The 25,267-nt window shown below is 73.0% G+C and carries 22 protein-coding genes; 14 read left to right on the top strand and 8 right to left on the bottom strand.

The window, feature by feature from the left end:
- Positions 1-101: 101 nt before the first annotated feature.
- Both E1211_RS08310 and E1211_RS08305 read left to right on the top strand, forming a co-directional pair.
- A complete protein-coding gene (locus E1211_RS08310; protein ID WP_132347100.1) occupies positions 102-2,585 on the top strand; it encodes a hypothetical protein in 2,484 nt (827 codons plus the stop codon).
- Complete coding sequence (locus E1211_RS08305) at positions 2,582-3,286, top strand: GNAT family N-acetyltransferase (protein ID WP_132347098.1); 705 nt, start codon at positions 2,582-2,584, stop codon at positions 3,284-3,286. Before E1211_RS08310 ends, E1211_RS08305 begins: the two co-directional genes overlap by 4 nt.
- A 20-nt stretch (positions 3,287-3,306) precedes the next feature.
- On the opposite strand, the gene E1211_RS08300 is transcribed toward E1211_RS08305, so the two are convergent.
- The 3 genes from E1211_RS08300 to E1211_RS08290 form a co-directional block, all read right to left on the bottom strand.
- On the bottom strand, positions 3,307-3,672 hold the full coding sequence (locus E1211_RS08300; protein WP_132347142.1) for a DUF779 domain-containing protein: 366 nt from the start codon (positions 3,670-3,672) through the stop codon (positions 3,307-3,309).
- Between the two features lie 98 nt (positions 3,673-3,770).
- Positions 3,771-5,276: an aldehyde dehydrogenase gene (gene adh / locus E1211_RS08295; RefSeq protein WP_132347096.1), complete on the bottom strand. Its 1,506-nt coding sequence runs from the start codon at positions 5,274-5,276 to the stop codon at positions 3,771-3,773.
- Positions 5,277-5,315: 39 nt separating this feature from the next.
- The gene (locus tag E1211_RS08290; protein ID WP_132347094.1) at positions 5,316-6,599 is read right to left on the bottom strand and encodes a GAF domain-containing protein; all 1,284 of its coding nucleotides are present in this window, start codon (positions 6,597-6,599) and stop codon (positions 5,316-5,318) included.
- A 298-nt stretch (positions 6,600-6,897) separates the two neighbouring features.
- Here E1211_RS08290 and E1211_RS08285 point away from each other — a divergent pair, with 298 nt between their 5' ends.
- The 6 genes from E1211_RS08285 (at position 6,898) to E1211_RS08260 (ending at position 13,508) form a co-directional block, all read left to right on the top strand.
- Complete coding sequence (locus E1211_RS08285) at positions 6,898-7,563, top strand: response regulator transcription factor (protein WP_132347092.1); 666 nt, start codon at positions 6,898-6,900, stop codon at positions 7,561-7,563.
- Positions 7,560-8,618 (top strand): HAMP domain-containing sensor histidine kinase, encoded by a 1,059-nt coding sequence (locus E1211_RS08280; protein ID WP_132347090.1) that lies wholly within the window; start codon positions 7,560-7,562, stop codon positions 8,616-8,618. Before E1211_RS08285 ends, E1211_RS08280 begins: the two co-directional genes overlap by 4 nt.
- A gap of 141 nt (positions 8,619-8,759) precedes the next feature.
- Positions 8,760-10,973, top strand: a complete 2,214-nt coding sequence (locus E1211_RS08275; RefSeq protein WP_243709428.1) for a pyridoxal-phosphate dependent enzyme — start codon at positions 8,760-8,762, stop codon at positions 10,971-10,973.
- A complete protein-coding gene (locus E1211_RS08270; RefSeq protein ID WP_132347088.1) occupies positions 10,970-12,103 on the top strand; it encodes a D-alanine--D-alanine ligase family protein in 1,134 nt (377 codons plus the stop codon). The genes E1211_RS08275 and E1211_RS08270 overlap by 4 nt, the downstream gene beginning before the upstream one ends.
- A complete protein-coding gene (locus E1211_RS08265; protein WP_132347086.1) occupies positions 12,100-12,735 on the top strand; it encodes a M15 family metallopeptidase in 636 nt (211 codons plus the stop codon). Before E1211_RS08270 ends, E1211_RS08265 begins: the two co-directional genes overlap by 4 nt.
- A gap of 80 nt (positions 12,736-12,815) precedes the next feature.
- Positions 12,816-13,508 (top strand): hypothetical protein, encoded by a 693-nt coding sequence (locus E1211_RS08260; protein ID WP_132347084.1) that lies wholly within the window; start codon positions 12,816-12,818, stop codon positions 13,506-13,508.
- Positions 13,509-13,645: 137 nt separating this feature from the next.
- Here E1211_RS08260 and E1211_RS08255 read toward each other — a convergent pair whose 3' ends face one another.
- Genes E1211_RS08255 through E1211_RS08245 form a run of 3 tightly spaced genes read right to left on the bottom strand, consistent with a single transcriptional unit; the run spans position 13,646 to position 15,965 of the window.
- The gene (locus tag E1211_RS08255) at positions 13,646-14,635 is read right to left on the bottom strand and encodes a transporter (protein WP_132347082.1); all 990 of its coding nucleotides are present in this window, start codon (positions 14,633-14,635) and stop codon (positions 13,646-13,648) included.
- Complete coding sequence (locus E1211_RS08250; protein ID WP_132347080.1) at positions 14,632-15,519, bottom strand: ABC transporter ATP-binding protein; 888 nt, start codon at positions 15,517-15,519, stop codon at positions 14,632-14,634. Before E1211_RS08250 ends, E1211_RS08255 begins: the two co-directional genes overlap by 4 nt.
- 11 nt (positions 15,520-15,530) lie before the next feature.
- The gene (locus E1211_RS08245; protein ID WP_132347078.1) at positions 15,531-15,965 is read right to left on the bottom strand and encodes a GntR family transcriptional regulator; all 435 of its coding nucleotides are present in this window, start codon (positions 15,963-15,965) and stop codon (positions 15,531-15,533) included.
- Positions 15,966-16,082: 117 nt separating this feature from the next.
- Here E1211_RS08245 and E1211_RS08240 point away from each other — a divergent pair, with 117 nt between their 5' ends.
- Positions 16,083-17,510: an aldehyde dehydrogenase family protein gene (locus tag E1211_RS08240; RefSeq protein ID WP_132347076.1), complete on the top strand. Its 1,428-nt coding sequence runs from the start codon at positions 16,083-16,085 to the stop codon at positions 17,508-17,510.
- A gap of 36 nt (positions 17,511-17,546) precedes the next feature.
- Here the strand turns inward: E1211_RS08240 and E1211_RS08235 are convergent, their stop codons facing one another.
- The gene (locus E1211_RS08235; protein WP_132347074.1) at positions 17,547-18,779 is read right to left on the bottom strand and encodes an SUKH-3 domain-containing protein; all 1,233 of its coding nucleotides are present in this window, start codon (positions 18,777-18,779) and stop codon (positions 17,547-17,549) included.
- Positions 18,780-18,857: 78 nt separating this feature from the next.
- Between E1211_RS08235 and E1211_RS08230 the strand changes: the two genes are divergently transcribed.
- Together E1211_RS08230 and E1211_RS08225 are read left to right on the top strand one after the other, a co-directional pair.
- Entirely contained in the window at positions 18,858-19,271 is a 414-nt protein-coding gene (locus E1211_RS08230; protein ID WP_132347072.1) for a YbaB/EbfC family nucleoid-associated protein, read from the top strand.
- Positions 19,268-19,606, top strand: coding sequence for a hypothetical protein (locus E1211_RS08225; protein WP_243709427.1), 339 nt, complete (start codon positions 19,268-19,270; stop codon positions 19,604-19,606). Before E1211_RS08230 ends, E1211_RS08225 begins: the two co-directional genes overlap by 4 nt.
- 236 nt (positions 19,607-19,842) lie before the next feature.
- On the opposite strand, the gene E1211_RS33315 is transcribed toward E1211_RS08225, so the two are convergent.
- Entirely contained in the window at positions 19,843-20,139 is a 297-nt protein-coding gene (locus E1211_RS33315; RefSeq protein ID WP_243709426.1) for a hypothetical protein, read from the bottom strand.
- A 1,484-nt stretch (positions 20,140-21,623) separates the two neighbouring features.
- Between E1211_RS33315 and E1211_RS33310 the strand changes: the two genes are divergently transcribed.
- The 3 genes from E1211_RS33310 to E1211_RS08210 are packed head-to-tail and all read left to right on the top strand — an operon-like array spanning position 21,624 to position 25,118.
- Positions 21,624-24,050, top strand: coding sequence for a toxin glutamine deamidase domain-containing protein (locus E1211_RS33310; RefSeq protein WP_243709425.1), 2,427 nt, complete (start codon positions 21,624-21,626; stop codon positions 24,048-24,050).
- Complete coding sequence (locus E1211_RS08215) at positions 24,047-24,487, top strand: hypothetical protein (protein ID WP_132347070.1); 441 nt, start codon at positions 24,047-24,049, stop codon at positions 24,485-24,487. The genes E1211_RS33310 and E1211_RS08215 overlap by 4 nt, the downstream gene beginning before the upstream one ends.
- Before the next feature lie 40 nt (positions 24,488-24,527).
- On the top strand, positions 24,528-25,118 hold the full coding sequence (locus E1211_RS08210) for a DinB family protein (protein WP_207915305.1): 591 nt from the start codon (positions 24,528-24,530) through the stop codon (positions 25,116-25,118).
- The last annotated feature ends 149 nt before the right edge of the window (positions 25,119-25,267 follow it).

Genomic DNA, 25,267 nt, shown 5'->3' with positions numbered 1-25,267 from the left:
GTCGGGTGCCCGCGCCACCACGTCCCGACGGGGTCGAGATTTCTTGCGACTGCTTGGCATAGTGCCCTGAGCGACGCCGACTCGTAGCGGAGGGCTGCTCAGTGGATATCGCGACCGAGATCGATGCGGAGCACCTCGAAGCGCTCGGTGACGGCGACCTGAGGCCACTGCGTCGCTGGCTGTCCGGGCGGTTGTGCCGGCCCGGCGGTCTCGCGGTCGATGAGTTCGACCTGCTGGCCACGCTCTCCACCTGGGATTCGACAAGGGTGGAGCAGCCGCAGCTGCGATCGGCGATCGCGCAGGCGCTGGCGGTGGCCGCACCCCTGCCGGGAGCGGCACCGGCCCTGCTGCTCTACCTCGAGGCACTCTTCGAGGAGTACTGGGAAGAGGCCTGGGACATCGAACCGGCGCTGGAGCACATGCGGTTCGTGGGCGAGCGGTGGTCGCGGCTCACCGCACAGGGGCAGGTCGCCGACGCGGCGATGACCGGGCTGGTGCTCCAGATGATCGAGCTGCTGGCCGTCGAGATGGTCTGCTACGACGCCGGCTACGCCGGCTCCCTCGCCACCTGGTCGGAGCTGGCCGGACGGGTGGCCGACCGGGCCGAGCGGATGCTGGTCGACGCCGACTCCTGCCCGCGCTCCCCGTTGCTGGACTTCGTGACCGAGCAGGCCGGTGGCGACGTCCGCTACTACCGCGCGCTCTCCCTGGCGGCGCGGGCGGTCTTCGACCACTTCAGCGCGGGCGAGCCCGAGGTGGGGGGCGCGCTCCGGGCCCTGCGCGAAGCGGAGGAGAGCCTGCCGGACGGCATCGACCGGAGCGAGATGCGCGCCCACCGCTTCGCGCTGGAGGCGCTCGCCGCCTCGGTCGAGCGGCCCTGGCTCCGGGTCGAGCACGGTCAGGTGGTCTACCTGTACCCGTTCGGCCTATACGAGGACGTGGCCGGGGACGGGACGTCGGCCGGCACGCCACCGAGCGCGGTCAGCCTGCCCCAGGATCTGATCAACACGGCGCGCTGGGCCGCGTTGGACTGGACCATCGCGGGCTGTTCCGTCAGCGAGCACCCGCAGGCGTACGTCTCGGACGATCTCTCGCTGAGCGACATCTGGAAGGGCGACGACCCGCTCGACCGGCAGTTCCGCGGCATGACGATCACCCTGCCCGACCTGGAGGTCAGGGACGTCGACCGGCCCGACGCCGAGCCGGAGACCTTCACGGTCGAGCTGCGGCTGTCCGAGCTGGGCAATCACTTCCTGCGCATCGCGGGGCAGCTCTCCGGCGCCACCCCGCCGCAGGTGTACGCGGCGATGGTCCGGGTCGCCCCAGAGGCCGGGAACCTCGCCCAGCTCGGCACCCCGCTGCGGATGGTCGAGTCGGGTCCCTCGGCCCCGCAGTGGCAACGGCTGTCCGACTTCGCCAACCAGGTGACCTCCGACCTGGCCGGGCAGCTCGCCCGGACCACGGCCCGGCAGATCCGGTGCAGCGGCCGCCCGGGCATGTACCACGTGCTGCTCTCCGTCGACCGGGCGAGCCTCGTCTCCCCCTCGACCGGCGTGGCCGAACCCATCCGTACGGCCGCCGAGCTGCTCTCGGCGTTCGGCGCGCAACCGCTCTTCAACCCGGTACGGGACGGGATGAGCGCGGTGGCGGAGTGGCTGCGCTACCCGGTCGACCCGGCGCGGCTCCCCGTCGTGGACGTGCCCGGCTTCACCGGTGATCTGTTGATGCGCAGCTGCAACACGACGTTGATGATGACGCCGGGCACCCCGAGCTACATGATGCGCTCGCTCGCCGAGACGGCCGAGTTCGTGGCCTCCCTCGAAGGCATGTTCGCCGGTTGGCAGGACCAGCTCGGCGGCTACCACCAGGCCGTGCTCGAGCAGTTGGCGGAGATGACCGTACGGCTGGACCAGGGGCCTCCCGATCTGGACGCCGCCGAGATCTCCTCGGCCGCGCACCGGCGTCAGGTCGAGGAGCTGACCGATCTGCAGGGGCGGCTGGAGGCCCAGCAGCTCCGGATGCACGGCTTCGTGATGTCGAGCCGTACCGTCCTGATGTTCCTCACCGCGCCGTCGCTGGTCACCTCCCCGGCGATCCGGGTCACCATCGACCGGCTGCTGGTGGCCGCGCGCTTCGGGGAGCTGCGCGCCGAGTTCGAGGACATGGTCGACAAGGTCCTCGCCGACCGGGTGGGCGCGCTGGTGGAGGCGTCGATGCGTCGTCAGCAGGAGTGGGCGCTCGCGGCGGCCCGGGCCGCGCGGGAGCGCGAGGAGCGGGAGTTGCGGGAGCGGCTGTCCCGCGAGGAGGCGGCCGCGCGGCGGCGCGCCGAGCGCGAGCGGGTGAACCGCCGCCGGATCGACATCCTGCTGGGCGTGGCCGCCGCTGTCGGTCTCTCCGGGGTGATGCAGCTGATCCAGGCCGGTTACGACCTGCACGACCTCTGGGCGCTGTCGCTCGCCGTCGGGGTGCTGCTCCTCGCGGCGGCGTTCGGCTTCACGCTGCACTTCATGTCCCGCGACCGGCGGGGCCCGGCGGCGGGTTCAGCGGCCGGATCGGTGGACGACGCCGGTAGCGTGGCCGGATGAGGATTGTCCGGGTGACCGACGACGCCACCACCGACCTGCTCTACCGGCAGGTGTTGCTGCCCTCGTTCCCCGAGGACCAGTTGGTGACGGGGGAGAGCCTCCTCGCCGACCTGCACGACGGGGTCGGTGAGGTCTTCGTCGCCCGCGACGACGCCGGCGCGCTGCTCGGTGGGGCTGTCGGCTCCTGGTACGAGGGCCCCCGGGTGATGCTGCTGAGCTACCTCGCCGTGGCCGAAGAGGGCCGGGGCACCGGGGTGGGCAGCCTCCTGCTCGGTCACCTCGTCCCCGAATGGGCCGAGCGGTACGACCCCTGCCTGATCGTGGCCGAGGTGGAGCGTCCGGATCAGCACCCCGGCAACCGGGCGCACGGCGACTCCGAGGCGCGGCTGCGGTTCTACGCCCGGCTGGGGGCGCGGGCCCTGGACCTGCCGTACTTCCAGCCGGCGCTGGACCGGCAGAAGGCCCGGGTCCACGGCATGTTGTTGCTGCTGCTGCACGCGGCGCCCGAGTTCGCCGGTGAGCACCCGGAGAGCGTGGCGGCGGGTCCGCTGCGCGGCTTCCTCACCGAGTACCTGGTCGAGACGGAGGGTGAGGTCGCGCGGCAGGACCCGGCCACCAGCGCCCTCTGGCAGGGGCTGGACCGTGCCGGCGGCGTCGCCGTGCGGCCCGTCGAGCGGTACGCGCAGATCGCCGCCGGCTGACCGGGTCAACCCCGGACGTCCTACGCCCCGTTCCCGGCCAGGTGGGAGCGGATCAGGAAGCGCACCCCCTCGGGGGCCTCCAGGGAGAAGCCGCTGCCCCGGCCGGGCACCACGTCGACCGTGAGCCGGGTGTGTTTCCACAACTCCCACTGCGCCCGTGACATCCAGAACTCGACGGGCTCGGGAACGCCGTCGACGTCGAGCGACGCCAGCAGGACGTCCGAGCCGCCGGTGCGGAACTCGCCGGCCGGGTAGCACATCGGCGCGCTGCCGTCACAGCAGCCGCCGGACTGGTGGAACATCAGCGGCCCGTGCTGCTCCCGCAACGACCGGAGCAGCGCCGCTGCGGCCGGCGTCACGGAGACGGGTTCCGTCGGGTGGGGCAGGGCGATCGGCGACGCCGCCCGAGGGAGTGGAACGTGGCCGGGTGGCGCCGCGGCGCCCGGCGGACCGGGCACCGCGTCGGCCGACGGGTGGTCGCCCATCAGAAGAAGCCGAGCTTCTTCGGGGAGTAGCTGACCAGCAGGTTCTTGGTCTGCTGGTAGTGCTCCAGCATCATCTTGTGGTTCTCCCGGCCGATGCCGGACTGCTTGTACCCGCCGAACGCGGCGTGCGCCGGGTACGCGTGGTAGCAGTTCGTCCACACCCGGCCGGCCTGGATCGACCGCCCGGCCCGGTACGCGGTGTTGATGTCCCGGGTCCAGACGCCGGCGCCCAACCCGTACAGCGTGTCGTTGGCGATCTTCACGGCCTCGTCGAGGTCGGCGAAGGAGGTCACGGAGACCACCGGGCCGAAGATCTCCTCCTGGAAGATCCGCATCGAGTTGTCGCCCTCGAAGATGGTCGGCTCCACGTAGTACCCGCCGGAGAGTTCGCCGCCCAGGTCGGCCCGGGCGCCACCGGTCAGCACCTTGGCGCCCTCCTGCCGGCCGATGTCCAGGTAGGACAGGATCTTCTCCAGCTGGTCGTTGGAGGCCTGCGCCCCGATCATCGTGTCGGTGTCGAGCGGGTGCCCCTGCTTCACCGCCCGGGTCCGCTCCACTGCCGCGGCGAGGAAGTCCGAGTAGTGGCCCTGCTGGATCAGCGCCCGCGACGGGCAGGTGCAGACCTCACCCTGGTTGAGGGCGAACATCGTGAACCCTTCGAGCGCCTTGTCGTGGAAGTCGTCGTGGGAGGCGCTCACGTCGTCGAAGAAGATGTTCGGGCTCTTGCCGCCCAGCTCCAACGTGACCGGCTTGATGTTCTCGCTGGCGTACTGCATGATCAGCCGCCCGGTGGTGGTCTCGCCGGTGAACGCCACCTTCGCCACCCGCGCGGACGAGGCGAGCGGCTTGCCCGCCTCGACACCGAAGCCGTTGACCACGTTCACCACGCCGGGCGGCAGCAGGTCGGCCACCAGGGAGAGCCAGTGGTGGATCGACGCCGGGGTCTGCTCGGCCGGTTTGAGCACCACGGCGTTGCCCGCGGCGAGAGCCGGAGCGAGCTTCCAGGTCGCCATCAGTAGCGGGAAGTTCCACGGGATGATCTGCCCGACGACACCGAGCGGCTCGTGGAAGTGGTAAGCGACGGTGTCGTCGTCCAGCTCGCCGACACTTCCCTCCTGCGCTCGGATCGCGCCGGCGAAGTAACGGAAGTGGTCGATGGCGAGCGGGATGTCCGCAGCCAGCGTCTCGCGTACCGGCTTGCCGTTCTCCCAGGTCTCGGCGATCGCCAGGGATTCGAGGTGCTCCTCCATCCGATCGGCGATCCGGTTGAGGATGCGGGCCCGCTCGGCCACGGACGTGCGGCCCCACGAGTCGGCGGCGCCGTGCGCGGCGTCGAGGGCCTTCTCGACGTCCTCGGCGGTGCCCCGGGCCACCTCGCAGAAGGTTTCCCCGGTCACGGGAGTGGGGTTCTCGAAGTACCGTCCGCCGTGCGGCGTGACGTACTCGCCGCCGATGAAGTGGTCGTAGCGGGACTGCCAGTGGGTGGGCGCGTCGTAGCGCGTCATGGTTACCTCCGCCGTCGAGGTGCGGTGACGGCGGCGACGCTAGCCACCGGGAGGTTGCATCCACGTTGCGCGCGGCAGGCCGTACTCCCGGGCGAGCTGGTGGATGCGGGCGACGGCGAGCGGGCGGCGGGGCGCGCCCGGTGGCAGCGCCCGCGCCAGCGCCTGCCACGCGGCCAGGTCGTCGGCCCCGGCAGGGGTCGCGGTCCAGGCCGCGAGCAGCGCCGGGTCCGCGGTGGCGAGCACGGCCGCCCGAAGCTGGCCGTCGATGAGCCGGCGCAGCCGGGTCACTCCCGGCGCGTCGGAGGCGGGCAGCAACGGACCCGCGTACGTGTCGAGCGCCCCCGCCGCATCGCCCCGGTCGAGCCGCGCGGTGACGGCGCGGAAGTCCGCGTGTACGGTCCCGCGCAGCCGGTACGGTCGGGAGTCCAGCAGCTCCGGGCCGAGCACCCGGCGCAGCCGGGACAGCTCGGCGCGCACGGTCACCGGGTGCAGCCGCTCGTCGCCGTACAGGTCGAGGCCGAGTTGCTCGCCGGACCGCCCCTCCGGGTGTTCGAGGAGCAGCACCAGCAGCTCGCTGTGTCGGCGGCCGAGCCGGACCCGCCGCCCGTCCACCCGGAGCTCCGCCTCGTCGCGGCCGAGCGCCAGGACGTTGAGCACGCCCGGCTCGGGCGGCCGCCCCGCGGCGAGTTCCGCCTCGGCGGCGCGGGCGGTGGCCCGCACCAGCGCCAGGCTCTGCGGGTTGGCCAGCTGGTCACCGCCGGTGATGTCGATCGCGCCGAGCAGCCGTCCGGTGAGCGGGTCGTGGATCGGGGCGGCGGCGCAGGTCCAGCGCTGCACCCGGCGGCTGAAGTGCTCGGTCGCGAAGATCTGCACGCTGTGGTCGACGGCCAGCGCGGTGCCGGGGGCGTTCGTGCCCGCGTGCGCCTCGTCCCAGCGGGCGCCGGGCACGAAGTTCATCGCCTCGGCGCGCCGGCGCACCCCGGGATGGCCCTCGACCCAGAGCAGCCGTCCGTGCGCGTCGCAGACCGCCATGAGGTGCGCGCCGTCGAAGGCGACGCCGCCCAGCAGGTCCCGGAAGAGCGGCAGCACCCGGGCCAGGGGGTGGGCGGCGCGGTAGTCGATCAGCGCGTCGTCGGTCAGGTCGACCGGCGCGGTGGCCTCCGGGTCGAGCAGGGCGGACCGTTCCCAGGACCGCCGGACCACCTCACGGATCCGGCCGGGTGCCGTGCCGGCGGCGAGGAACGCCTCGTGCGCGGCGGCGACCTGCGCGATCCGCTCCGCGGGATCGGCGCCGAGTTCCAGGGCGAGCCACGGGTCAGCCACCGGCGACCTCCTCGCGCCCATCGTGACCCACGTCACCCCCGCCCGCCAAGGGTGCGGGCGGAGCGGGCCCGATCGGCGGCCGGAGTGATCCGGCTCACTCCCCGCCGTCGGCGGGCTGGAGGTGACGGGGCAGATCGCCTCATTCCGCGCATCCGAGACGTTCGCCCGACCGGACGATTCGCCAGCATTTGTTCCTGCCCGCCGGGCGTGGACGATGGCTCAGGCGGGTGCTTACAGAACGCTTATCTCCCGCTTGAGACCGTATGCCGGACAACGAAGGATCACGGGAGCGGCGAGCGTGCGGGTGCTGGTGGCGGACGACGAGCGGTTGTTGGCGGACATGATCGCCGAGGGGCTGCGTCGGGTCTCCATGGCGGTCGACGTCTGCTACGACGGCGACGCGGCGCTGGAGCGGATCGCCGTGAACCGGTACGACGTCGCCGTGCTCGACCGGGACATGCCCGGGCAGACCGGCGACGAGGTGTGCCGCGAGCTCACCGGATCGGACGCGGGCACCCGGGTGCTGATGCTCACCGCGGCCGCCGGCATCCGGGACCGGGTCGAGGGCCTCGGCCTCGGCGCCGACGACTACCTGACGAAGCCGTTCGCCTTCGCCGAGCTCGTCGCGCGGGTGCAGGCGCTCGGTCGCCGCTCCGCGCCCGCCGTGCCGCCGGTGCTCGAACAGCACGGCGTGGCGCTCGACGTCGCCCGGCACACGGTCAGCCGCGACGGGCGTGCGGTCAACCTGAGCCCGAAGGAGTTCGCCGTGCTGCACGTGCTGATGCGTGCCGACGGCCGGGTGGTCAGCGCCGAGGACCTGCTGGAGCAGGCCTGGGACGAGTTCGCCGACCCGTTCACCAACGCGGTGCGGGTCACCGTCATGACCCTGCGGAAGAAGCTCGGGCAGCCGGCGATCATCCACACGGTGCCCCGGGCCGGTTACCGGATCGGCGGGCCAGAGTGATCCCCCGCCGCCGTATCGTGCTCGTGGGCGTGCTCGCCCTGCTGGCCGGGCTCTTCCTGCCCGGCCTGGGGCGGTGGCTGCTCGGCATGGTGTGGCTGCCCGCGCAGGAGGTCTGCGGCCTGCCGGCCCCCGGGCTGGGGCTGGTCTGCGAGCCGGCGCGTCAGCTCGACGCGGTCATCCCTCAGATGGTCGAACTCGCCCTCGCCCTGATCGCGATGGTCGCGGTGTGGGGCGCCGCGGTGTGGTGCCTGCGCCCGGTACGCGACCTCGCCGAGCCGATCGCGCACGTCGGCCCGCAGAACCTCGGCTACCGGATCCGGCGGCACGGACGCGACGAACTCGCCCAGCTCTCCCGCGCGATCGACCAGATGATGGAGCGCATCGCCGCCGGGTACGACGGCCAGCGGCGGTTCGCCGCGAACGCCTCGCACGAGCTGCGGACCCCGCTGGCCGTCCAGCGGACGCTGATCGAGGTCGGCATGGCCCAGGCGCTCACCGGCGAGCAGCTCGAGCTCCTGACCGCCCAGCTCCTGCAGACCAACGAACGCAACGAGCGGCTCATCGAGGGGCTGCTCGCGCTCAGCGAGAGTGACCAGGGTCTGCGCTCCTCGACCCCGCAGCCGCTCGACGAGATCGCCCGCAGGGTGCTGGCCGCGTACCAGGACCGGGCGACGGCGGCCGGGGTGACGGTGGAGAGCCAGCTCGACCGCCGGATCGTGATGGGCGAGCGGGTGCTGCTGGAGCGCCTGGTCACCAACCTCGTGGAGAACGCGATCAAGTACAACCGGCCCGGCGGCCGGCTCGCCGTGACGGTCGGCCGGACGCCCGCCCTGAGCGTGGCCAACACCGGACAGATCGTGCCGGCGGAGGCGGTCGCCGGACTCTTCGAGCCCTTCCGGCGCCTGGCCCGCGACCGGACGAACCAGAGCGGTGGCGCGGGACTGGGCCTCGCCATCGCCCGCTCGATCACCCAGGCGCACGACGGCCTCATCGTCGCCCGCCCCCTCGACGGCGGTGGGCTGCGCGTGGACGTGCAGCTGCCCGTTCCCCACTAGTTCGGCAACGCCGCCGACCAGACCGAACCGATCAGCCCTGGAATCCGTGTGTACGCGGATCCCGACTCCGGCCTGCCCGGACAACTCAGCGGTACGCGCTCGCGGACCGCCGGCGCCCGGAGCCGGGGAGGAAAGGACGTTGTGACACACGGAACCGAACCGTCGACCGCGCGGGCGGTGCAGACGAGCGCGGGGCGCGAGGGCTGGGCCGACGTGGCCAAAGGCGCCTGCATCATCCTCGTGGTGCTCTGGCACGTGGTGGTGAAGGACTACCTCCAGATCGACTGGCGGATCGGCCTGCCGGTGCCGGGCGCGTGGGGGCTGCTCGGCGAGCAGCTGCTGCCGCTGCGGATGCCACTCTTCTTCACCATCTCCGGGATCTTCGCGGCGAACGCCGTGAACCGGTCGTGGCGCGCCTCGGCCCGCCCCCGGGTCGCCGGCAACCTCTACCTGTACGCGATGTGGCTGCTGATCCACACCGCCCTGCTGGCCCTCGCCCCGGGCTTCCCGACCGACCGGGCCACCAGCCCCGGCGGGCTTCTCGCCCAGCTCACCATCACCCCGTCCAACCTCTGGTACCTGTACGCGCTGGCGCTCTACTTCGTGGTGGCGAAGGCGCTGCGCCGGGTCCACCCGGCGGCGCTGCTCGGCGTCTCGGGCCTGCTGTCGGCCGTCGCCGCCGCGGGGCTGCTGGACACACCCGGCAACCGGGGCGGTGTCTACCAGAACCTCGTCTTCTTCCTCGCCGGCGTGCACCTGCGGCCGCACCTGACGCGCTGGGCGGCGACCGCGACCCGCCGGCGCCTGCTCTGGACCGGCGCGGTCTACGTGGCGGCCCTGGCCGTCATGGGCCTCGCCGCCGCCGAGCAGTGGTTCGGCGTGTGGCCGGTGGTCTCGGTCACCGCGGTGGCGTTCGGTATGACGGCGGCGGCTATTGTCGCCCAGCGGACGCGGGCAGCCGGCACGATGCTCGCCACCCTGGGGCGTCAGACGCTGCCGGTCTACGTGATCCACATGCCGGTGCTCGCCCTGCTGCACCGGCTCCTCTCCGGCCCGGTCACCGAGCTGAACGGGCCGGGACGGGAGCTGCTGGTGGCCGGATATCCGGTCCTGGTAACCGCGGTGGTGTTGGCGCTCAGCCTGGCCGCTCACCGCGGACTGCTGGCGGTCGGCGCGTGGTGGATGTTCAAGCTTCCACCGCGTACCGCGCCGAAGCACAACCGTGAAGGAGAGATCATGTCGCGCACAGAACGGCCGGCCGAGGTCCCACCTGCGGCTTCGGCGCCGGAGACAGTTCCGATCCAGGCGGTACCGGACCGGGCCCGGGTGCAGGAGGCGGCCTGGTGGCTCTCCGGCCGGGTGGTGCGTACCCCGGTGCTCAACTCCCCGACCATCGACCGGCTGGCCGGCGTCCGGATCCTGATGAAGGCGGAGAACCTCCAGACCGGCGGCTCGTACAAGATGCGGGGCGCGATGCTGGCGGTGGGCCGGCTCGCCGCGGCCGGGTACACCGGGGTGGTGGCCCAGAGCACCGGCAACCACGCGGTGGCGGTGGCGCTGGCGGCCGCGCGGCACGGCCTGACCGCGACGGTCGTGCTTCCGGTGGACGCGGCGTCGACCAAGGTGGCCAGGGCGCGGGCGGCCGGCGCGGAGGTCGTCTTCGCCGGCAGCACCCTCGACGAGCGGATCGCGACCGCCCGGCAGATCAGTACGGCCCACGGACACCCGCTGATCGACGCCTACGACCACCCGGACGTGATCGCCGGGCAGGGCAGCGCGAGCCTGGAGCTGATCGAGGAGGCGGAGCGCGCCGGCACCCCGCTGGACGCGCTCGTGGTCCCGGTCGGCGGCGGCGGGGGCGTCGCGGGCGCCTGCCTGGCCGCGGCGGGGACGCCGATCGAGGTGTACGGGGTGGAGCCGGTGGGCTGCGACTCCCTTGCCCACAGCCTCACCGCCGGCCGGCCGACGGCCGTCTCACCGGCGCCCACGATCGCCGACGGGCTTCGCCCCACCTGCGTGGGTGAGCTACCGTTCGCCGTCGCGCGCGACACCATCCGCGGTGTCGTGCGGGTCAACGACGACCAGATCGCCGAGGCGTTCCAGATGCTCCTGCTGGAGCTGAAGGTGCTCACCGAGCCGTCCGGCGCGGCCGGGCTCGCCGGTGCGCTGCGGCTTGCGGCGGACCTCGGCGAGGCGGTCAACCGGCCCGGTGTCGTGCAGAGCGGCCAGGGACGGGAGCGGTACCGCACGGTCGGCGTGGTGCTGACCGGCGGAAATGTCGAAGCGGAGCTGGTCGCCCGGTTGGCGACGCGGCACTTCGCCGACCTGGCGACTATGGAAGGGGTGGCGGCATGAGCACGCCTGTCCGGATCGGAATCCTGTTCGGTGGCCCGTCTGCGGAACACGAGGTGTCCTGCGCCTCCGCGCTCGGGGTCGCCCGGGCCCTGGCCGACGCCGGCCACCAGGTGGTCGCCATCGGCGTGACCCGTACCGGCGGGTTCCGGCTCGTCCCGGAGGCCACGTTCGCGCAGCTGCGTGCCGCCGTCGGCACCGGCCTGGCCATCGAGGACCGGCTCACGGTGACCGGGTCGGCGGTCGAGCTGCGTGCCGGCGACCGCGCGGGCACCCTCGCCGTCACCGCCTCCGACGCCCCCGGCACGGTCCACGCCGAGCTGGATGTGGTCTTCCCGGTCCTGCACGGCCCGTACGGCGAGGACGGCGTGGTGCAGGGGCTGCTCGAGTCCCTCGGTGTGCCGTACGTCGGGTGCGGCATCCTCGCCTCCGCGATCGGCATGGACAAGGTCGCGATGAAGCGTGCGCTGCGCGCCGAGGGTGTGCCGGTCACCCCGCAGGTGTCGTTCGACGCGCAGACCTACCGGACCGTGGACGACCCGGAGAAGCTGGTGCTGGGGCTGCGCCGGCCGCTCTTCGTGAAGCCGGCCCGGATGGGCTCCTCCATCGGCATCTCACGGGTGGCCGAGGGCGACGACCTGGCGGCCGCCATCGAGGAGGCGCTGACCTACGACAACGTCGTCGTGGTCGAGCAGGGCGTGACCGGCCGGGAGCTGGAGGCCGGTGTGCTCGGCGGCTGGCGGCCGGAGGCGTCGGCGGTCGGCGAGGTCCAGGTGAAGGGCGGCTGGTTCGACTACCAGCAGAAGTACTTCGGTGACAGCGACCCGATGATCGTTCCGGCGGTGCTGCCGGACGAGGTGACCGAGCGGATCCGGGAGCTTTCCGTACGGGCGTTCGCGGCGATCGGCGGTTGGGGGCTGGCCCGCGTCGACTTCCTCTACGACGAGGCGAACGGCGACCTGTACGTCAACGAGCTGAACACCCTGCCCGGCTTCACCGCGCACTCGATGTACCCGAAGGTGTGGGCGGAGTCCGGCGTCAGCTACCAGGACCTCGTGAACCGTCTCGTCGACCTCGCCTTCGCCCGGCACGCGGAGCGTCCGGCGAGCGCGCGGCTGGAGGAGTCGCAGTGATCCTGCTCTCCGACCCGCGGGTGGCCGCGGTGCGGAGCGAGGACGACGGCGACGAGCTGGTCGACCTGCGTGAGGTGTCGGAGCTGCGGCTGGACACCCGCGCCGCCGACCCCACCGGTTCGTACGCCCGGGTGCGGCGCGCGGTCGCGCAACGGCTGCTTGACGCGCAGCGTGCCCTGCCGGCGGGTCTGCGCCTGCTGGTCATCGAGGGCTACCGGCCGTACCAGGCGCAGCTGAAGATCTTCACCGGCTACCGGGACGAGCTGCGCCGCCGGTACCCGCAGTGGTCACCGGAGCGGGTGCACGTGGAGACCACCAAGTTCGTCTCGCCGGTCGAGGTGGCCCCGCACAGCACGGGCGGGGCGGTCGACCTGACCCTCTGCGACGCGGACGGGGTCGAGCTGGACATGGGTACGGCCGTCGACGCCACCCCCGAGGCGAGCGCGAACGCCTGCTTCACCGGGGCGGAGAACATCCCGGCCGCGGCCCGACGCAACCGGGAGGTCCTGGTCGCCGCGCTCGGTGGGGCGGGGATGGTGAACTACCCGACGGAGTGGTGGCACTGGTCGTACGGGGACCGGTACTGGGCCCTGATGACCGGAGCGCCACACACCCGTTACGGCCCGTTGTGATCCCGATGCCGCGCTGAACGGTCTCGCCCCGCCGTCCGTACCAGGCGTCGTAGGACGTCACGGGACGAACGGGAGAGACAGTGAGGGTGCAGCGAAGGCATGTGCTGGCGGCGACCGTCGCGGTGGCCGCCGCGGCGGTCGTCGCGGTCGGCACGGGGCTCGGGTTCGCGGACACGACTCCGGCGCGGAGCTCCGCCTGCTCCGGGTCGGTGACCTTCTTCGCCGAGGGGGGCGCTCCGGCGGCGACCAGTGACCGGTTCCCGGTGGGTACCCGGTTGCGGGTGACCAATCTGGACAACGGGCGGTCGGTGTCGGTGACGGTGACCGGGCCGTCGGGTAGCTGCGTGCTGCTGAACACGGCGGCGATGGACGCCGTTCGTGAGCCGGGGAAGAACGTGGTCCGCCGCAACGTGGTCGAACGCCTCGACGCGCCGCCGCCCCCGCCCGGCGGGCCGGGCGGGGGCGAGACCCGGCCGGGCAGCGCCCAACCGGGCGCCGCCCGGCCCGGTGCGACCGAGCCGGATGTCCCGCCGAGCGCCTGCTCCGGGTCGGTGACCTTCTCCGCGGAGGGGGGCGCTCCGGCGGCGACCAGTGACCGGTTCCCGGTGGGTACCCGGTTGCGGGTGACCAATCTGGACAACGGGCGGTCGGTGTCGGTGTCGGTGACCGGGCCGTCGGGTAGCTGCGTGCTGCTGAACACGGCGGCGATGGACGCCGTTCGTGAGCCGGGGAAGAACGTGGTCCGCCGCAACGTGGTCGAACTGCTCGACTGACCGGCCTGGCGGGAACGCCGTGGCGGCCCCCCGGATGAGGAGCCGTCACGACGTTTCCACCGCCGCCGCGCACGCGACGGTTCGCGCCACCGACCGTGCTCGTCAGGCGACGAAGTTCTCGCCGCCGGCCGTGCTCGTCAGGCGACGCGGCGGATCCGGCGTACGGCGAGGTAGAGCAACGCCGCCGCCAGCGCGACGAAGATGCCGGACTCGATGCCCTGGAACAGCCAGAACTGGTCGGCCGGCTGGTAGAGCTGCCAGTTGTAGGCGCCCTCACCGAACTCCACGATGGGCGGACACTTCCCACCCACCGATCCCGTGCTGTCCGGGCACGCGGCCTGGGCGTCGGGAAGCACCAACGTGCCGCCGGCGTCCCGGATGCCCTTGGCGATGACCCAGTCGCCCAGTGCGCCGTCCGGATCGCCGATCGTGCCCTCGATCGGGATGGTCCGGGTCTCCAGCGGCAGGTAGTGCGGCCTGGCCAGGACGGTCAGCAGGACCCGTACGCCGAGGAACCCGCCGAGCGTCACCGCCATCGCGGGCATCATCCTCGGCCAGAAGACGCCGGCGCAGACGCCGAGGGCGACCGCGAAGAGGGTGTACCCGATCGGCGCGACCCCCTGCATGTCGAAGAAGAAGACGTCGAAGCGGCTCTGCTGGGCGGCCCCGGTCAGCGGGGTGGCCCACCAGGACATGCCGAGCCCGTAGACCACGGCGACCAGCGTGGCGACGACCGCGGCGAACCCGAACTTCACCAGCGCCCACTGCCGGCGGCCGACGCCCTGCGTCCAGGCGAACCGGTGGGTGCCCTGCTCGACCTCGCGGGCGACGAGCGGGGCGCCCCAGAAGAGCCCGACGATCAGCGGCAGGACGAGGAAGAGCACGCCGAGCAGGGACATCGAGTCGAACCGGTCGGCGAACTGGTTCAGGGCCCGGTTGCACGGCCCGGTGCGGCCCGGGTCGGGCTGGAGGCCGTTCAACACCCGGAGGCACTCGGCCAGCCCCTTGTCGGCGTACGCGGCGCGCATCATCAGGCCGGTGGGGATCATGAGGGCGGCGAGCACGACCAGGCCCACCAGGGTGAAGAGCGCCTGCCGGCGGTGCTGGCGCCAGGTCAGCCAGATCACGCGGGCACCTCCCAGTCGGTGCGGCCGACGGTCGCCTCACCGTCGGCCAGGTAGCCGAGGATCACGTCCTCCAGCGTCACGTCGTGCACCGTCCACTCCGGATCCACGACGCCGTCGACCCGGGCCAGCAGCGTGGACTGGCGGTCCGTGTGCCGTGCCCGGACCACCGTGCCGACGCCGGCGATCGGCGCACCGACGTGCCGCGGTCCCACCAGCTGCCGGTGGGCGTCGACCAGCTCGTCGACCGCGCCGGCGAGCCGCACCCGGGAGGAGTGCAGGACGACCAGGTGGTCACAGGTGCGCTCCAGGTCGGCGAGGAGGTGGGAGGAGAGCAGCACTGTCGTCCCGGAGTCCGTGACGCTGCCCATCAGCGACTGGAGGAACTCGCGGCGGGCCAGCGGGTCGAGGCTGGCGACCGGCTCGTCGAGCAGCAGTAGCCGGGGTCGCTTGGCCAGGGCGAGGGCGAGCGCGACCTGCGCGCGCTGGCCGCCGGAGAGCCGGCCGACCGGAAGCTTCGGCGGGATGCCGAGCTGAGCCAGCCGCTCCCGGGCCAGCGCGGCGTCCCAGCGCCTGTTCATCCGGCCGCCGAGTCGTACCAGCTCCGCGGCCGTGAAGTCGCGGTAGAGCGGGGTGTCCTGCGCGACGAAGCCGATCTCGGGCAGGACTGCCGGGTTGTCGTACGGCGAGCGACCGAAGATCCGGACCTCGCCCGCGTCGGGTCGGAGCAGGCCGACGGCGAGGTGCAGGAGGGTGCTCTTGCCGGCGCCGTTGGGGCCGACGAGGCCCACGATCCGGCCGGCCGGCAGGCGGAGGGAGCAGTCCTGCAACGCCCACCGCCTCCCGTACCGCTTGCCGAGCCGCTCCGTCTCCAGCGCGACGTCCATGTCTTCTCCTCTCATCCGGCCGAGGCGGGTCGTCCGGCCGAGGCGGGTTGCGTGCGGACCGCCTCGGCGGCGAGCGTGGCCCGCAGGGTGGTCTCGACCAGGGCGATGACGTCCTCGGGGGAGAGGCCGGCCGCGCGGGCGCGGCCGAGCCAGGCGACCAGGTCGCCGCGCAGCTCGGCCTGGTCGGCGAGGGGTGGGCCGCCGAGGGTGCGGCGGACGAAGGTGCCGACGCCGGGACGTCCCTCGACGAGGCCCTCGATCTCCAGTTCGCGGTACGCCTTGAGCACCGTGTTGGGGTTGATTGCCAGTGACTGCGCCACGTCGCGCACCTTGGGCAGCTGGTCGCCGGGGACCAGCAGCCCCACCCGCAGGGCCTGCTTCACCTGCTGGATCAGCTGTACGTACGTGTTCACCTTGGACCGGGCGTCCAGTACGAACTCGATCACCTGAGCCCTCTCTGTTGTCCTACGACAGTAGGACTATAGGACAGGAGGGGGTGTCGTGGTGCCCCGATGCCGCTGAGCGAGTCTCCGTGCTCGGCCGGGGTCGCCTAGGCTTCGACCGTGGAGTCGAGGGCTTTCTACGTCGCCGGCCGTCCCGTCCACGGCGAGGGTGAGCTGACCGTCCACCACCCGTACGACGGGCGGGTCGTGGGACGTACCACCATGGCCACCCCGGACCAGGTCGAAGCGGCGGTCGCGGCCGCGGCGGAGGCCGCGGCACTGCCCGCGCACGTCCGCGCCGACGCCCTCGACCACGTGTCCCGTCGGCTCGCCGAGCGCGCCGACGAGATCGCCCGGCTCGTCACGGCCGAGAACGGCAAACCGCTGAAGTGGGCGCGGGCCGAGGTGCGGCGGGCCGTCGGCACGTTCCGCTGGGCCGCCGAGGAGGCCCGGCGCTTCTCCGGCGACCTGCAACGCCTCGACACCGACCCGACCGCCACCGGCCGGATCGCGCTCGTCCGCCGGGTGCCCCGCGGCCCCGTGCTGGGCATCACGCCGTTCAACTTCCCGCTCAACCTGGTCGCGCACAAGGTGGCTCCGGCCGTCGCGGTCGGCGCGCCGATCGTGGTCAAGCCGGCGCCGGCCACCCCGCTCACCGCGCTGCTCCTCGGCGACCTGCTCGCCGAGACCGAGCTGCCGGCGGGGATGTTCTCGGTGCTGCCGCTGCCCAACGAGCGCGCCGCCGAGCTGGCCGCCGACCCGCGGCTGCCGGTCGTCTCGTTCACCGGCTCCGGCCCGGTCGGCGCCGCGATCCGGCGAGCGGTGCCCGAGAAGCACGTGACGTTGGAGCTGGGCGGCAACGCGGCGGCCGTCATCTGCGCGGACTGGGCGGCCGACGAGGACCTGACCTTCGCCGCACAACGCATCGCCACCTTCTCGAACTACCAGGCCGGGCAGTCCTGCATCGCCGTCCAGCGGGTCTACGTGCACGAATGGCTCTACGACGGGTTCCTGCCCCGGTTGCTGGCCGCCGTGCAGGAGCTGCGCACCGGCGACCCCGCCGACGAGCGGACCGACGTCGGACCGCTGATCTCCGCCGACGCGGCCCGCCGGGTCGAGGCGTGGGTCGACGAGGCGGTCGTGGCCGGCGCCACCATCGAGGTCGGCGGCCGGCGTGAGGACACCGCCTACCCGCCGACCGTGCTCACCGGGGTGCCCGCCGACGCCAGGGTCAACGCCGAGGAGGTCTTCGGGCCGGTGCTGGTGGTCACCCGCGTGCCGGACGACGAGGCCGCGTTCGCCGCCGTCAACGACTCGGCGTACGGGTTGCAGGCGGGCGTCTTCACCCACGACGTACGCACCGCGTTCCTCGCCGCCCGGGTGCTCGAGGTCGGCGGGGTGATCGTCGGGGACGTGCCGTCGTACCGCGCCGACCAGATGCCGTACGGCGGGGTCAAGGGCAGCGGCGTCGGGCGGGAAGGCGTGCGCAGCGCCATGGAGGACTACACCGAACCCCGCGTGCTCGTGCTCACCGGGCTCCGGCTCTAGCCTCGCGCGGCGCCCGGAGGTGACCGTTCCGGTCGCTCACCAGGTGCCGTCGTCGCGGACGCGGGCCGGCTCCCGTCCGAGCAGCAACGTGGTCAGTGCCGCGTCGACGTCGGCGCCGAGGAACCACTCGCCCGCCTGGTCCAGCGCGAAGACGCGGCCCTGTTCGTCCACGGCGAGGATGCTCTCGCCGTGCTCCGAGCCGAACGGGAAGAGCCGGCTGCCGAGCACGGCCGCGAAGTCGGCGAGGGTGTCGGCGCTGTGCGCGCCGCGCAACGGGTTGGTGGTGAAGCGGCTGATCCACACCTGCTCGCCCGGGCCGCGACGTCGGCTGAGCAGCGCCGGGAAGGCGGTCAGCGCGCGTACGGCCGCCGGGAACGGCTCATGCCGGTGCCGCGCTCCCCGTACCTCGCAGGTCTCCCGGATCGCTCCGGCGCAGAGCACCTCGTTGAGCCCGCCCTCCTCCCAGCCAGCGTCCATCAGGGCATCCGCCACCTCCGCCGGGAATCGCCCGGGCCGGTGCGGTGAGTGGTGCTCGGGCAGCCACTCCTGCGTGTAGGCCAGCTCCGACCAGCGGAGCACGTTGAAGTGCACCAGGAAGTTCAGGCACGAGTCGCAGGGGCGCTCGGCGTGCCCACCCGCCGGGTCACCCGGCTCACGTACCCGGAACAGCTCGATGCGGGCCGCGGCGAGCAGCGACTCCGCGTCGCCCATGTCCATCGGGGCGATTCCCTCGGCGACCCGGCGGTGGTCGTACTCGTGCAGCACGTCGGAGACGACGACCAGCTCGGCGTGCCGGTCCCCACCGCGGCCGAGGTGCCCGGCGGGCAGTTCGTCGAGGTAGCGGCGGACCAGCGGGTGGTGCCGCAGCTCCACGTCGCCCTTGACGCCCTGCGCCCGGAACATCCGGCCGTCGAGGGAGAGGTGGGCGATCGCGCCGGGCGTGGGCAGCCGGCCGATCTCCCGCAGGAGTTGGCCCGCCGGATCGACCGTCCGGGGCGCCCGCGGCCCGGACGGCCGGTTGCGCCGGTAGAGCTCCTCGACCACATTCGGCGGGACCCGGGGCCAGGTCGTCACCTCGCCGGTCTCCCGGTCGACGACAGTCGTCGGCAGGTCGCCCGGGAGCGTCCGCGCCTGGGTGGACACAGTGGACGAGATGACGAACCCCAGATCGAACTCGTCGACTGTCGGGACGCACTCGTAGCCGAGGCGTTGCGAGTCACGATGCGCCCACACGGCGGCGAGTTGCTCAGCCTGATGACGGTCGATCACCCGGCAGAAACTACCGGACCCCACGGGATTCGTCGCGCCCGGTATGGTGCGGCCTACACACGGTGACGGGGAGGCGGCGTGGCGGAGGAGACGGACCGGTCGGCGAATCACCCGCTACGGGTCAGGTTCGACGAGATCCACGGTCAATACCAGCGGCTCAGGTCCGGTTTGGACGAACTGCGGGAGCGGCTCGCCGAGTTGCGGGTGACCGAGCGCTCCAGGGACGGCAGGGTGACCGCCACGGTCGGCGCTCGCGGCGAGCTGATCACCGTCGAACTGAGCTCCACCATCTACGGCGAACGGGACGCCGCCGCGCTGAGCCGGACGATCACCGAGACGGTGCGACGGGCGACCGCCCGCGCGGGCGCGGCCACCCGGGAACTGGTCGCGGGCTACCTCCCGGCCGGCGCCGGGTCGACGGAGTTCCTGCGCACGGGTGACTTCGCCGCGCTGCTCGACCGGGCCGACGCGGTCCTGGGCGGCGGCAGGTGAGCGTCGTGGGCGGCGGGCAGCTCTGGCTCGACGCCACCCGGGCCCGGCTCGGCGGCGCGGACCTGAGCGCCGCCGGGGAAGCGCTGACCGCCGGGCGCGCCGAGGTCGGCGGTGCGATCGCCTCGGCCAGCGCGCAGCAGCCCTGGGGCCGCGACGACATCGGGGCGGCCTTCGAGCGCGGCTACCGGGGCTGCGAGGAGGTCGTGCTGCGGGCCTGGGAAGGGCTCGGCCGCCAGCTCAGCGCGCTCGGCGTCGACGTGGTGCGTTCGGTCGACGCCAACGTGCGCACCGACGCGGCCGCCGCCGGCCGGCTCGCCCGCGTCGACCCGAACTGACCACGGATCACTCCGATGAGTCTGCTGCCGAGCCCGGTGCCGCACCCGCTCGACTACGCGCCGTGGGACCTGCCCGGATGGATCCGCGAGGCCCTCGACTGGGTGGTGGGTGTCGAGTGGCCGGAGGGGAACGAGCGCGCCGTCTGGGACCTCGCCGACCAGTGGTACGCCGTGGCCACCGCACTCGCCGCTCCCCGCGCCGATGCGATCGAGGCGGCCGCAGACGTGCGGGGCGGCTACGGCGCGGTCGGCGCGGTCCCCGAAACCTTCGAGGCGGCCTGGCGGCGGTTGGCCGACGGCGACGACGCTCCGCTGCCCGTGTTGCTCGCCGTCAGCACCGACCTGGGCCGGATGGTCGAGGAGTGCGGGTGCGACATCGAGGCCGCGAAGCTCGAGGTCTGGATCGAGCTCGGCATCCTGGTCGTCGAGCTGCTGTCGCTGGCGGTAGCCGCCGTGCTCACCGCCGGCGCCGCCTCGCCCGCGGCGGGCGCGGCGATCGCCGCGAGCCGGATGATCGTGCAGCAGATCTTCAAGCGCCTGACCGTGCAGCTCGCCCGCAAGTCGCTGCGCCACGGGTTGAAGGAGGCCGGCGAGCGGGCCGCGCGGCAGGTCGCCGAGGGGCGGCGTACGCGGCCTGGCCCGGCGCTCGGCGCTCGGCGGGCTCTCCGAGGCGGGCGAGGAGGCGGGGATCAGCCTCGCCACGCAGGCGTACCAGAACTCCACCGGCCGGCGCGACGGGCTGGACCTCACCGACGTCGGCACGTCGGCCCTCGGCGGGCTGGCCGGGGGCGCGGCCGCACCGCTGGCCGGGCTGGGCCGGCACGCGACCGGGCGCGGGGCCCGAATCGGCGAGCACGTGGCCCGGGAGATGGCCGGCGAGGTGATCGCGGAGAACGCCGCCGGCCTCGCCACCGGGACGGGTCTGACCTCCGTGGAGGACGCCGCCCGGGCCGCGGTCTCGGGCGGCACAGGGTCGGCCACCACGCAGGTGGACGCCGCGCTCCGGGCCCGGCTCGACGACCGACTCGCCACGCTGGCCTCGACAGAGCTGGGGGTGCCGCCCGCTCCGGGCGGACCCGAGCCGCCCGCACCCCGAACAGGCTCCGCCGGCACGGCCGCGCCCGGCGTGCCGCACCCATCCGCCGCGCCGATCGAGGCACCGCCGCCATCCGCGCCCGCTCCGCCCGCGACCGTGCCGCCATCATCCGGGCCTGCTCCATCCGTGACTGCGTTGACCGAGACCGTGCCGGTGTCCGCCGCGCCTGGTCCGTTCGAGGCGGTGCCGGGTTCGTCCGCGCCTGGTCCGTTCGAGGCGGTGCCGGGTTCGTCCGCGCCGGCTCCGCCCGCGAGCGTGCCGGTGTTGTCCGGGTCGACGGAGCCGGTCCCGCCGGCCTCCACCGGGGCGGTCCCGACGCCGACCTCGGCGGCGAACGCCGACAGCCCCACGTTGAGTGCGCTCGGGGCGGCCGCCCCGCCGGTCACCGGCGCCCTCTCCCCGACCTCGCCGGTCGTCGACCCGGGAACGGCCGGATCGAGCCCGACAAGCACGACCGCCGCGCCGCAGCCGGGAACCACCTCGGCCGCCCCGCTCGCCGCCGCCACGGCCGCGGTTCCGACCGCCTCGACTTCGACCGTCTGGCCGCCCGGGACCGCGACGCCCACCCCCGTCGGGCCGACACCGTCCGATCCCGCGACACCAGCCGCCGCGGCCTCCGGCACCCCGCCGACGCCGGGACCCTCCAGCGGCGGTGGGTGGCGCGTTCGGGCAGCTCACGCACCCGCGTCCGATGCGTCGCCGGGGACCACCTCCACCATCCCGCCGGGCGGCGCAGGCCCGGACCGGCCAGGGGTGGGCGGATCGGGTGCCACGCCGGATCGGCCGGTGCCGCCCCGGCCGCCGTCCGACGGTTCGCTTGGGCCGGACCGGCCGGGGGTGGGCGGATCGGGTGCCACGCCGGGTCGGCCGGTGCCGCCCCGGCCGCCGTCCGCGCCGCCGTCCGACGGTTCGCCGGGGCTGGTGGGCACCGAAGGGCCGCGACCGAGAACACCCGAGTGGTACGCCGCCGTCTGGGCGGCCGACCGGAACGCCTCCGAGCGGCGCCGGTACCGGGGCCACTTCGATCACCAGCGGCACACTCACGAGGAGAACCGCCGCCGTGACCGGGCCGCGCAGCTGCGCCGAGACGCCGACCGGACGGCCGACGAGATCCGCTGGCTGCTCGGCGAGGGGCGTGACCTGGCCCGGGCCGGCCGGCACGCCGCAGCCGAGCGCTACCTCGTCGAGGCCCGTGACCGGGAACGGTGGTACCACCAGCAGTGGGACCTCGCCGAGGAGATCCTTGCCGGCACTGTGGCATCGTCGAGGATCAACGTCGACGAGGAGCACTTCCCGCGCATCAACGACGACGTCGGCGAGCTCGCGGCCAGCGGGGTCGAGACGGCGGATCGCTCGGCGCTGACCGGCGACGACCATCCGCCACCGATCGACCGGTCACGCCGTTACGGCCAGCCGGGCGGTCTGCGTCCGCCACTGGCGTTGCACCAGACCGACGTCGAGCGTCGGGTCCCCCGGGAACCCGACGGGCGGGTCGCGCGTACCGCGGATCCACGCCAGGGCAACTGGTTCCGGCTGCTGAACGACGGTGGACCGGCGGCCGACCCGACCCGGGGCATCAACTGCGTCGACTGCACACTGTCGCTCTTCGAGACGTGGGCGCACGGCCGTCCCCGGGTGTCCGCGCCGCGCACCTTCGATGCGTACGCGGCGGGAGACGTCAACCGGCCGCTCGACGGTGAGCGGGACGGGCCGCAGCGGGTCGAGCAGGTCACCGGTGGGCGGTTCCAGCGGCTCTGCGAGCCGAGCGACGACCTCGCGCCCGCGCAGCGGCGACAGGCCATCGATCGCGGATACCAGAACCTGCACGACCAACTGCTGCTCGGCGGCCACGGCAGCTACGCGTTCGTGATCAACACCTGGGAGGGCGGCGGCAGCCACATCTCCGTCGCCCTCAACCAGAACGGCACCGTGCTCTACCTCGACCCGCAGACCGGCCAGATCGCGGCCCAGCCGCTCTACCGGCACAGCGGGACGCGCTACCGGTACAACGCGATCGACATCGAGGTCCTGGTGCTCGGGGCGGACGCCCGGCCGATGCCGATGGCCGGACTGCGGCGAGGATGGAACAGCGCCCTTCCCGACCTGCCCGAATACCCGCCCGCCGAGCGCGACGAGGGGTACGGCCAGCCGTACCTCAACCGGCTGCATCTCCTCGCCGCCGGCCCCGGGTCGGCCGCGCCGGAACGTTCGCCCGCGGACCAGGCGCTCGCCGGCGCGGTGGACCTCGCCGGCGCCCTCCGGGCGGGAGTGCCGCCGCCCGAGCTGGCCCAGGCGCTGGACGCGCCGGCGCTGCGTCGTCTCGTACCGCAGCTGGACGACGGCGCGGCCCGCGACCTGGCAACCTTCTTCGCGGACCCACGGGCACGCGGAATGCTGGACGAGGCCTGGCGGGAGCCGCCGCAGGACGACCCGCTGCTCGCCGAGACCCTGATCCGGCAGCTGGCCGAGCGGCCCGAGCTGGTGCGCCTGGTCCTGGCGACGCCGGAGCTGTTCGACTCGCTGACCTCCCGCCCCTTGACCCTGCACCACCTGGCGAGCCACCAGCAGGCGATCGGCGTCCTCGGCGAGGTGCTGGCCGAGATATCGGAGCGGGGAGCGGCGGCAGTCGCGGCCGAGGGCGTCGCAGCTCCGACACCAACGCCGCTGACCGTGGAGCAGCGGCGACTCAGTTCGAGCGTCGTCTGTGAGGACGAGGTGGTGGTCCAACCGGGTTTCGACCAGCGCAGACGAGGCGATGCTGCCTACCGCAAGCAGTACCTCGATGTGCTGTACGCCCAATCTGCCGTGGCGCAGGAGGAGCTGAACCAGCTCGCTGTCAAGGTCGCATACTCAGGCGGCGAACGGGTGGGCGACCCCGGCTGGCGCACGCAGCCCAAGGATCGACGACGTGCCGAGGACAAGGTGACCAAGTACGGCGGGGACGCGAGCCAATTGATCGACCTGGCCGCGGCGAAGGTGGAGTTTCACTCGCTCGACGATCTCTACGCGGGTCTGGCCCGCCTTGTGGATGATCCCGACGTCGAGATTGTTAGGTTCGAGGACAGGTTCGTCGCGCCTCAGGCCAGCGGTTATCGAGATGTCCAGCTCGTCCTGCGGATGCGGAACGGGCACCTCGCCGAGTTCCGGCTGCACCTGGCGCGTCTCGACGAGGTCGCCGAGTGGGAGCATGTGCTGTTCGAAGTGCGCCGTGACCTGGGGTCCATCGCACGCGAAGAGGGACGACCGCCGACGCTTGCGGAGCGAGCCCTGGTGGGGGGCCTTCTGCGCCGAGGGCAGGAGCTGTTCTGGACGGCGTTGATGGCGACATACGAAAGAGATCCGCAATGACGGGCTTCCCGGGTTTGGTCCTGCCCTCTTACCACCTCTACTACGAAGCGCCGGTGAAGATCGTCGCTACACCTGAGGGCGGCGCCCGGGTCTGGAGGGTCTCGATAGACACGGGCGGTTGGGTGGAGCAGAACCAGCTTTTCGAAGAGATCCTCTTCGCGGTCGGCGGTGAGATCTTCACTCGAAGCGCCGACGAATTCGTCCAGGAGGTGGAGGCGTACCGGGGGCACTACCTCCGTGGCGAAGGCCCGATCTTCGCCCTCTACGAGACCATCTCGGCGATTCGAAGCACCGCCGAGCAACAAGGACGCCGTCTGAAGATCGAGGAGATCGCCTTGATCAAGGGGATCCGCCGTAGGACGTTCGTCATGTTCGAGGAGGAGTTGCAGCGGGCGGGGGATCCGGGCGCCGACCCGTCCCTGGGGCAGCCGGGCTAAACCGCTTGCGGAGGCGGTGGCGGTGCAAGAGTGTCGCGGTATGCCTGACTCGCTCGCCGGCGACAAGCCCGAAGACAGCCCTGCGCCGGGCTTCGCCTGGTCGAACATGTTCGTCCACCCCGACGCCGACCCCCGCTCTGAGGGCGGCTTCGCCGACGAGCGGACGGTCCTCGTCGAGTATCTGCGTGATCAGCGGCTCACCTTGCAGCTCAAGTGCGCTGACCTCGACGCCGAGCAGTTGGCCCGGCGGGCCGTGCCGCCGTCGACGTTGTCGCTGCTCGGCTTGGTCCGGCACATGGCCGAGGTGGAGCGGGGGTGGTTCCGCCGGGTGATGGCCGGCGAGGACGTGCCGCCTGTCTACCGTACGGAGAACGACCGGGACGCCGACTTCAACGGCGCGGTCGCGGAGCCCGACGTGGTCGAGGAGGCGTGGCGGGACTGGCGTGCCGAGGTCGAGTTCGCCGAGCGGCTGGTGGAGCGCTCGCCCGACCTGGGTGTGATGGGTCGCCTGCGCGACGGCGAGTTCATCTCCCTGCGGGAGTTGCTGGTGCACATGATCGAGGAGTATGCCCGGCACAACGGGCATGCCGATCTTCTCCGCGAGCTGATCGACGGGCGGATCGGGCAGTGAACGCGGCCGGGGACGCGCCGAGGGTGAGCAGTCCGGGTGATCCACTCGGGATCCATGAAGTCGGGCTGTCGTAGGCGGATGATCGCCCGATTCCCTTGACGTCGAGTTGATCAAGCGTCATCGGAGCTGCGGGGCGGGGGCGTGAGGGG

The sequence above is a fragment of the Micromonospora sp. 15K316 genome (genome assembly GCF_004348525.1).
In the GTDB taxonomy this organism is placed as follows: Bacteria; Actinomycetota; Actinomycetes; order Mycobacteriales; family Micromonosporaceae; genus Micromonospora.
The sequence above is the reverse complement of the archived record's forward strand: the minus strand, read 5'-3'. Positions and strand labels throughout refer to the sequence as shown.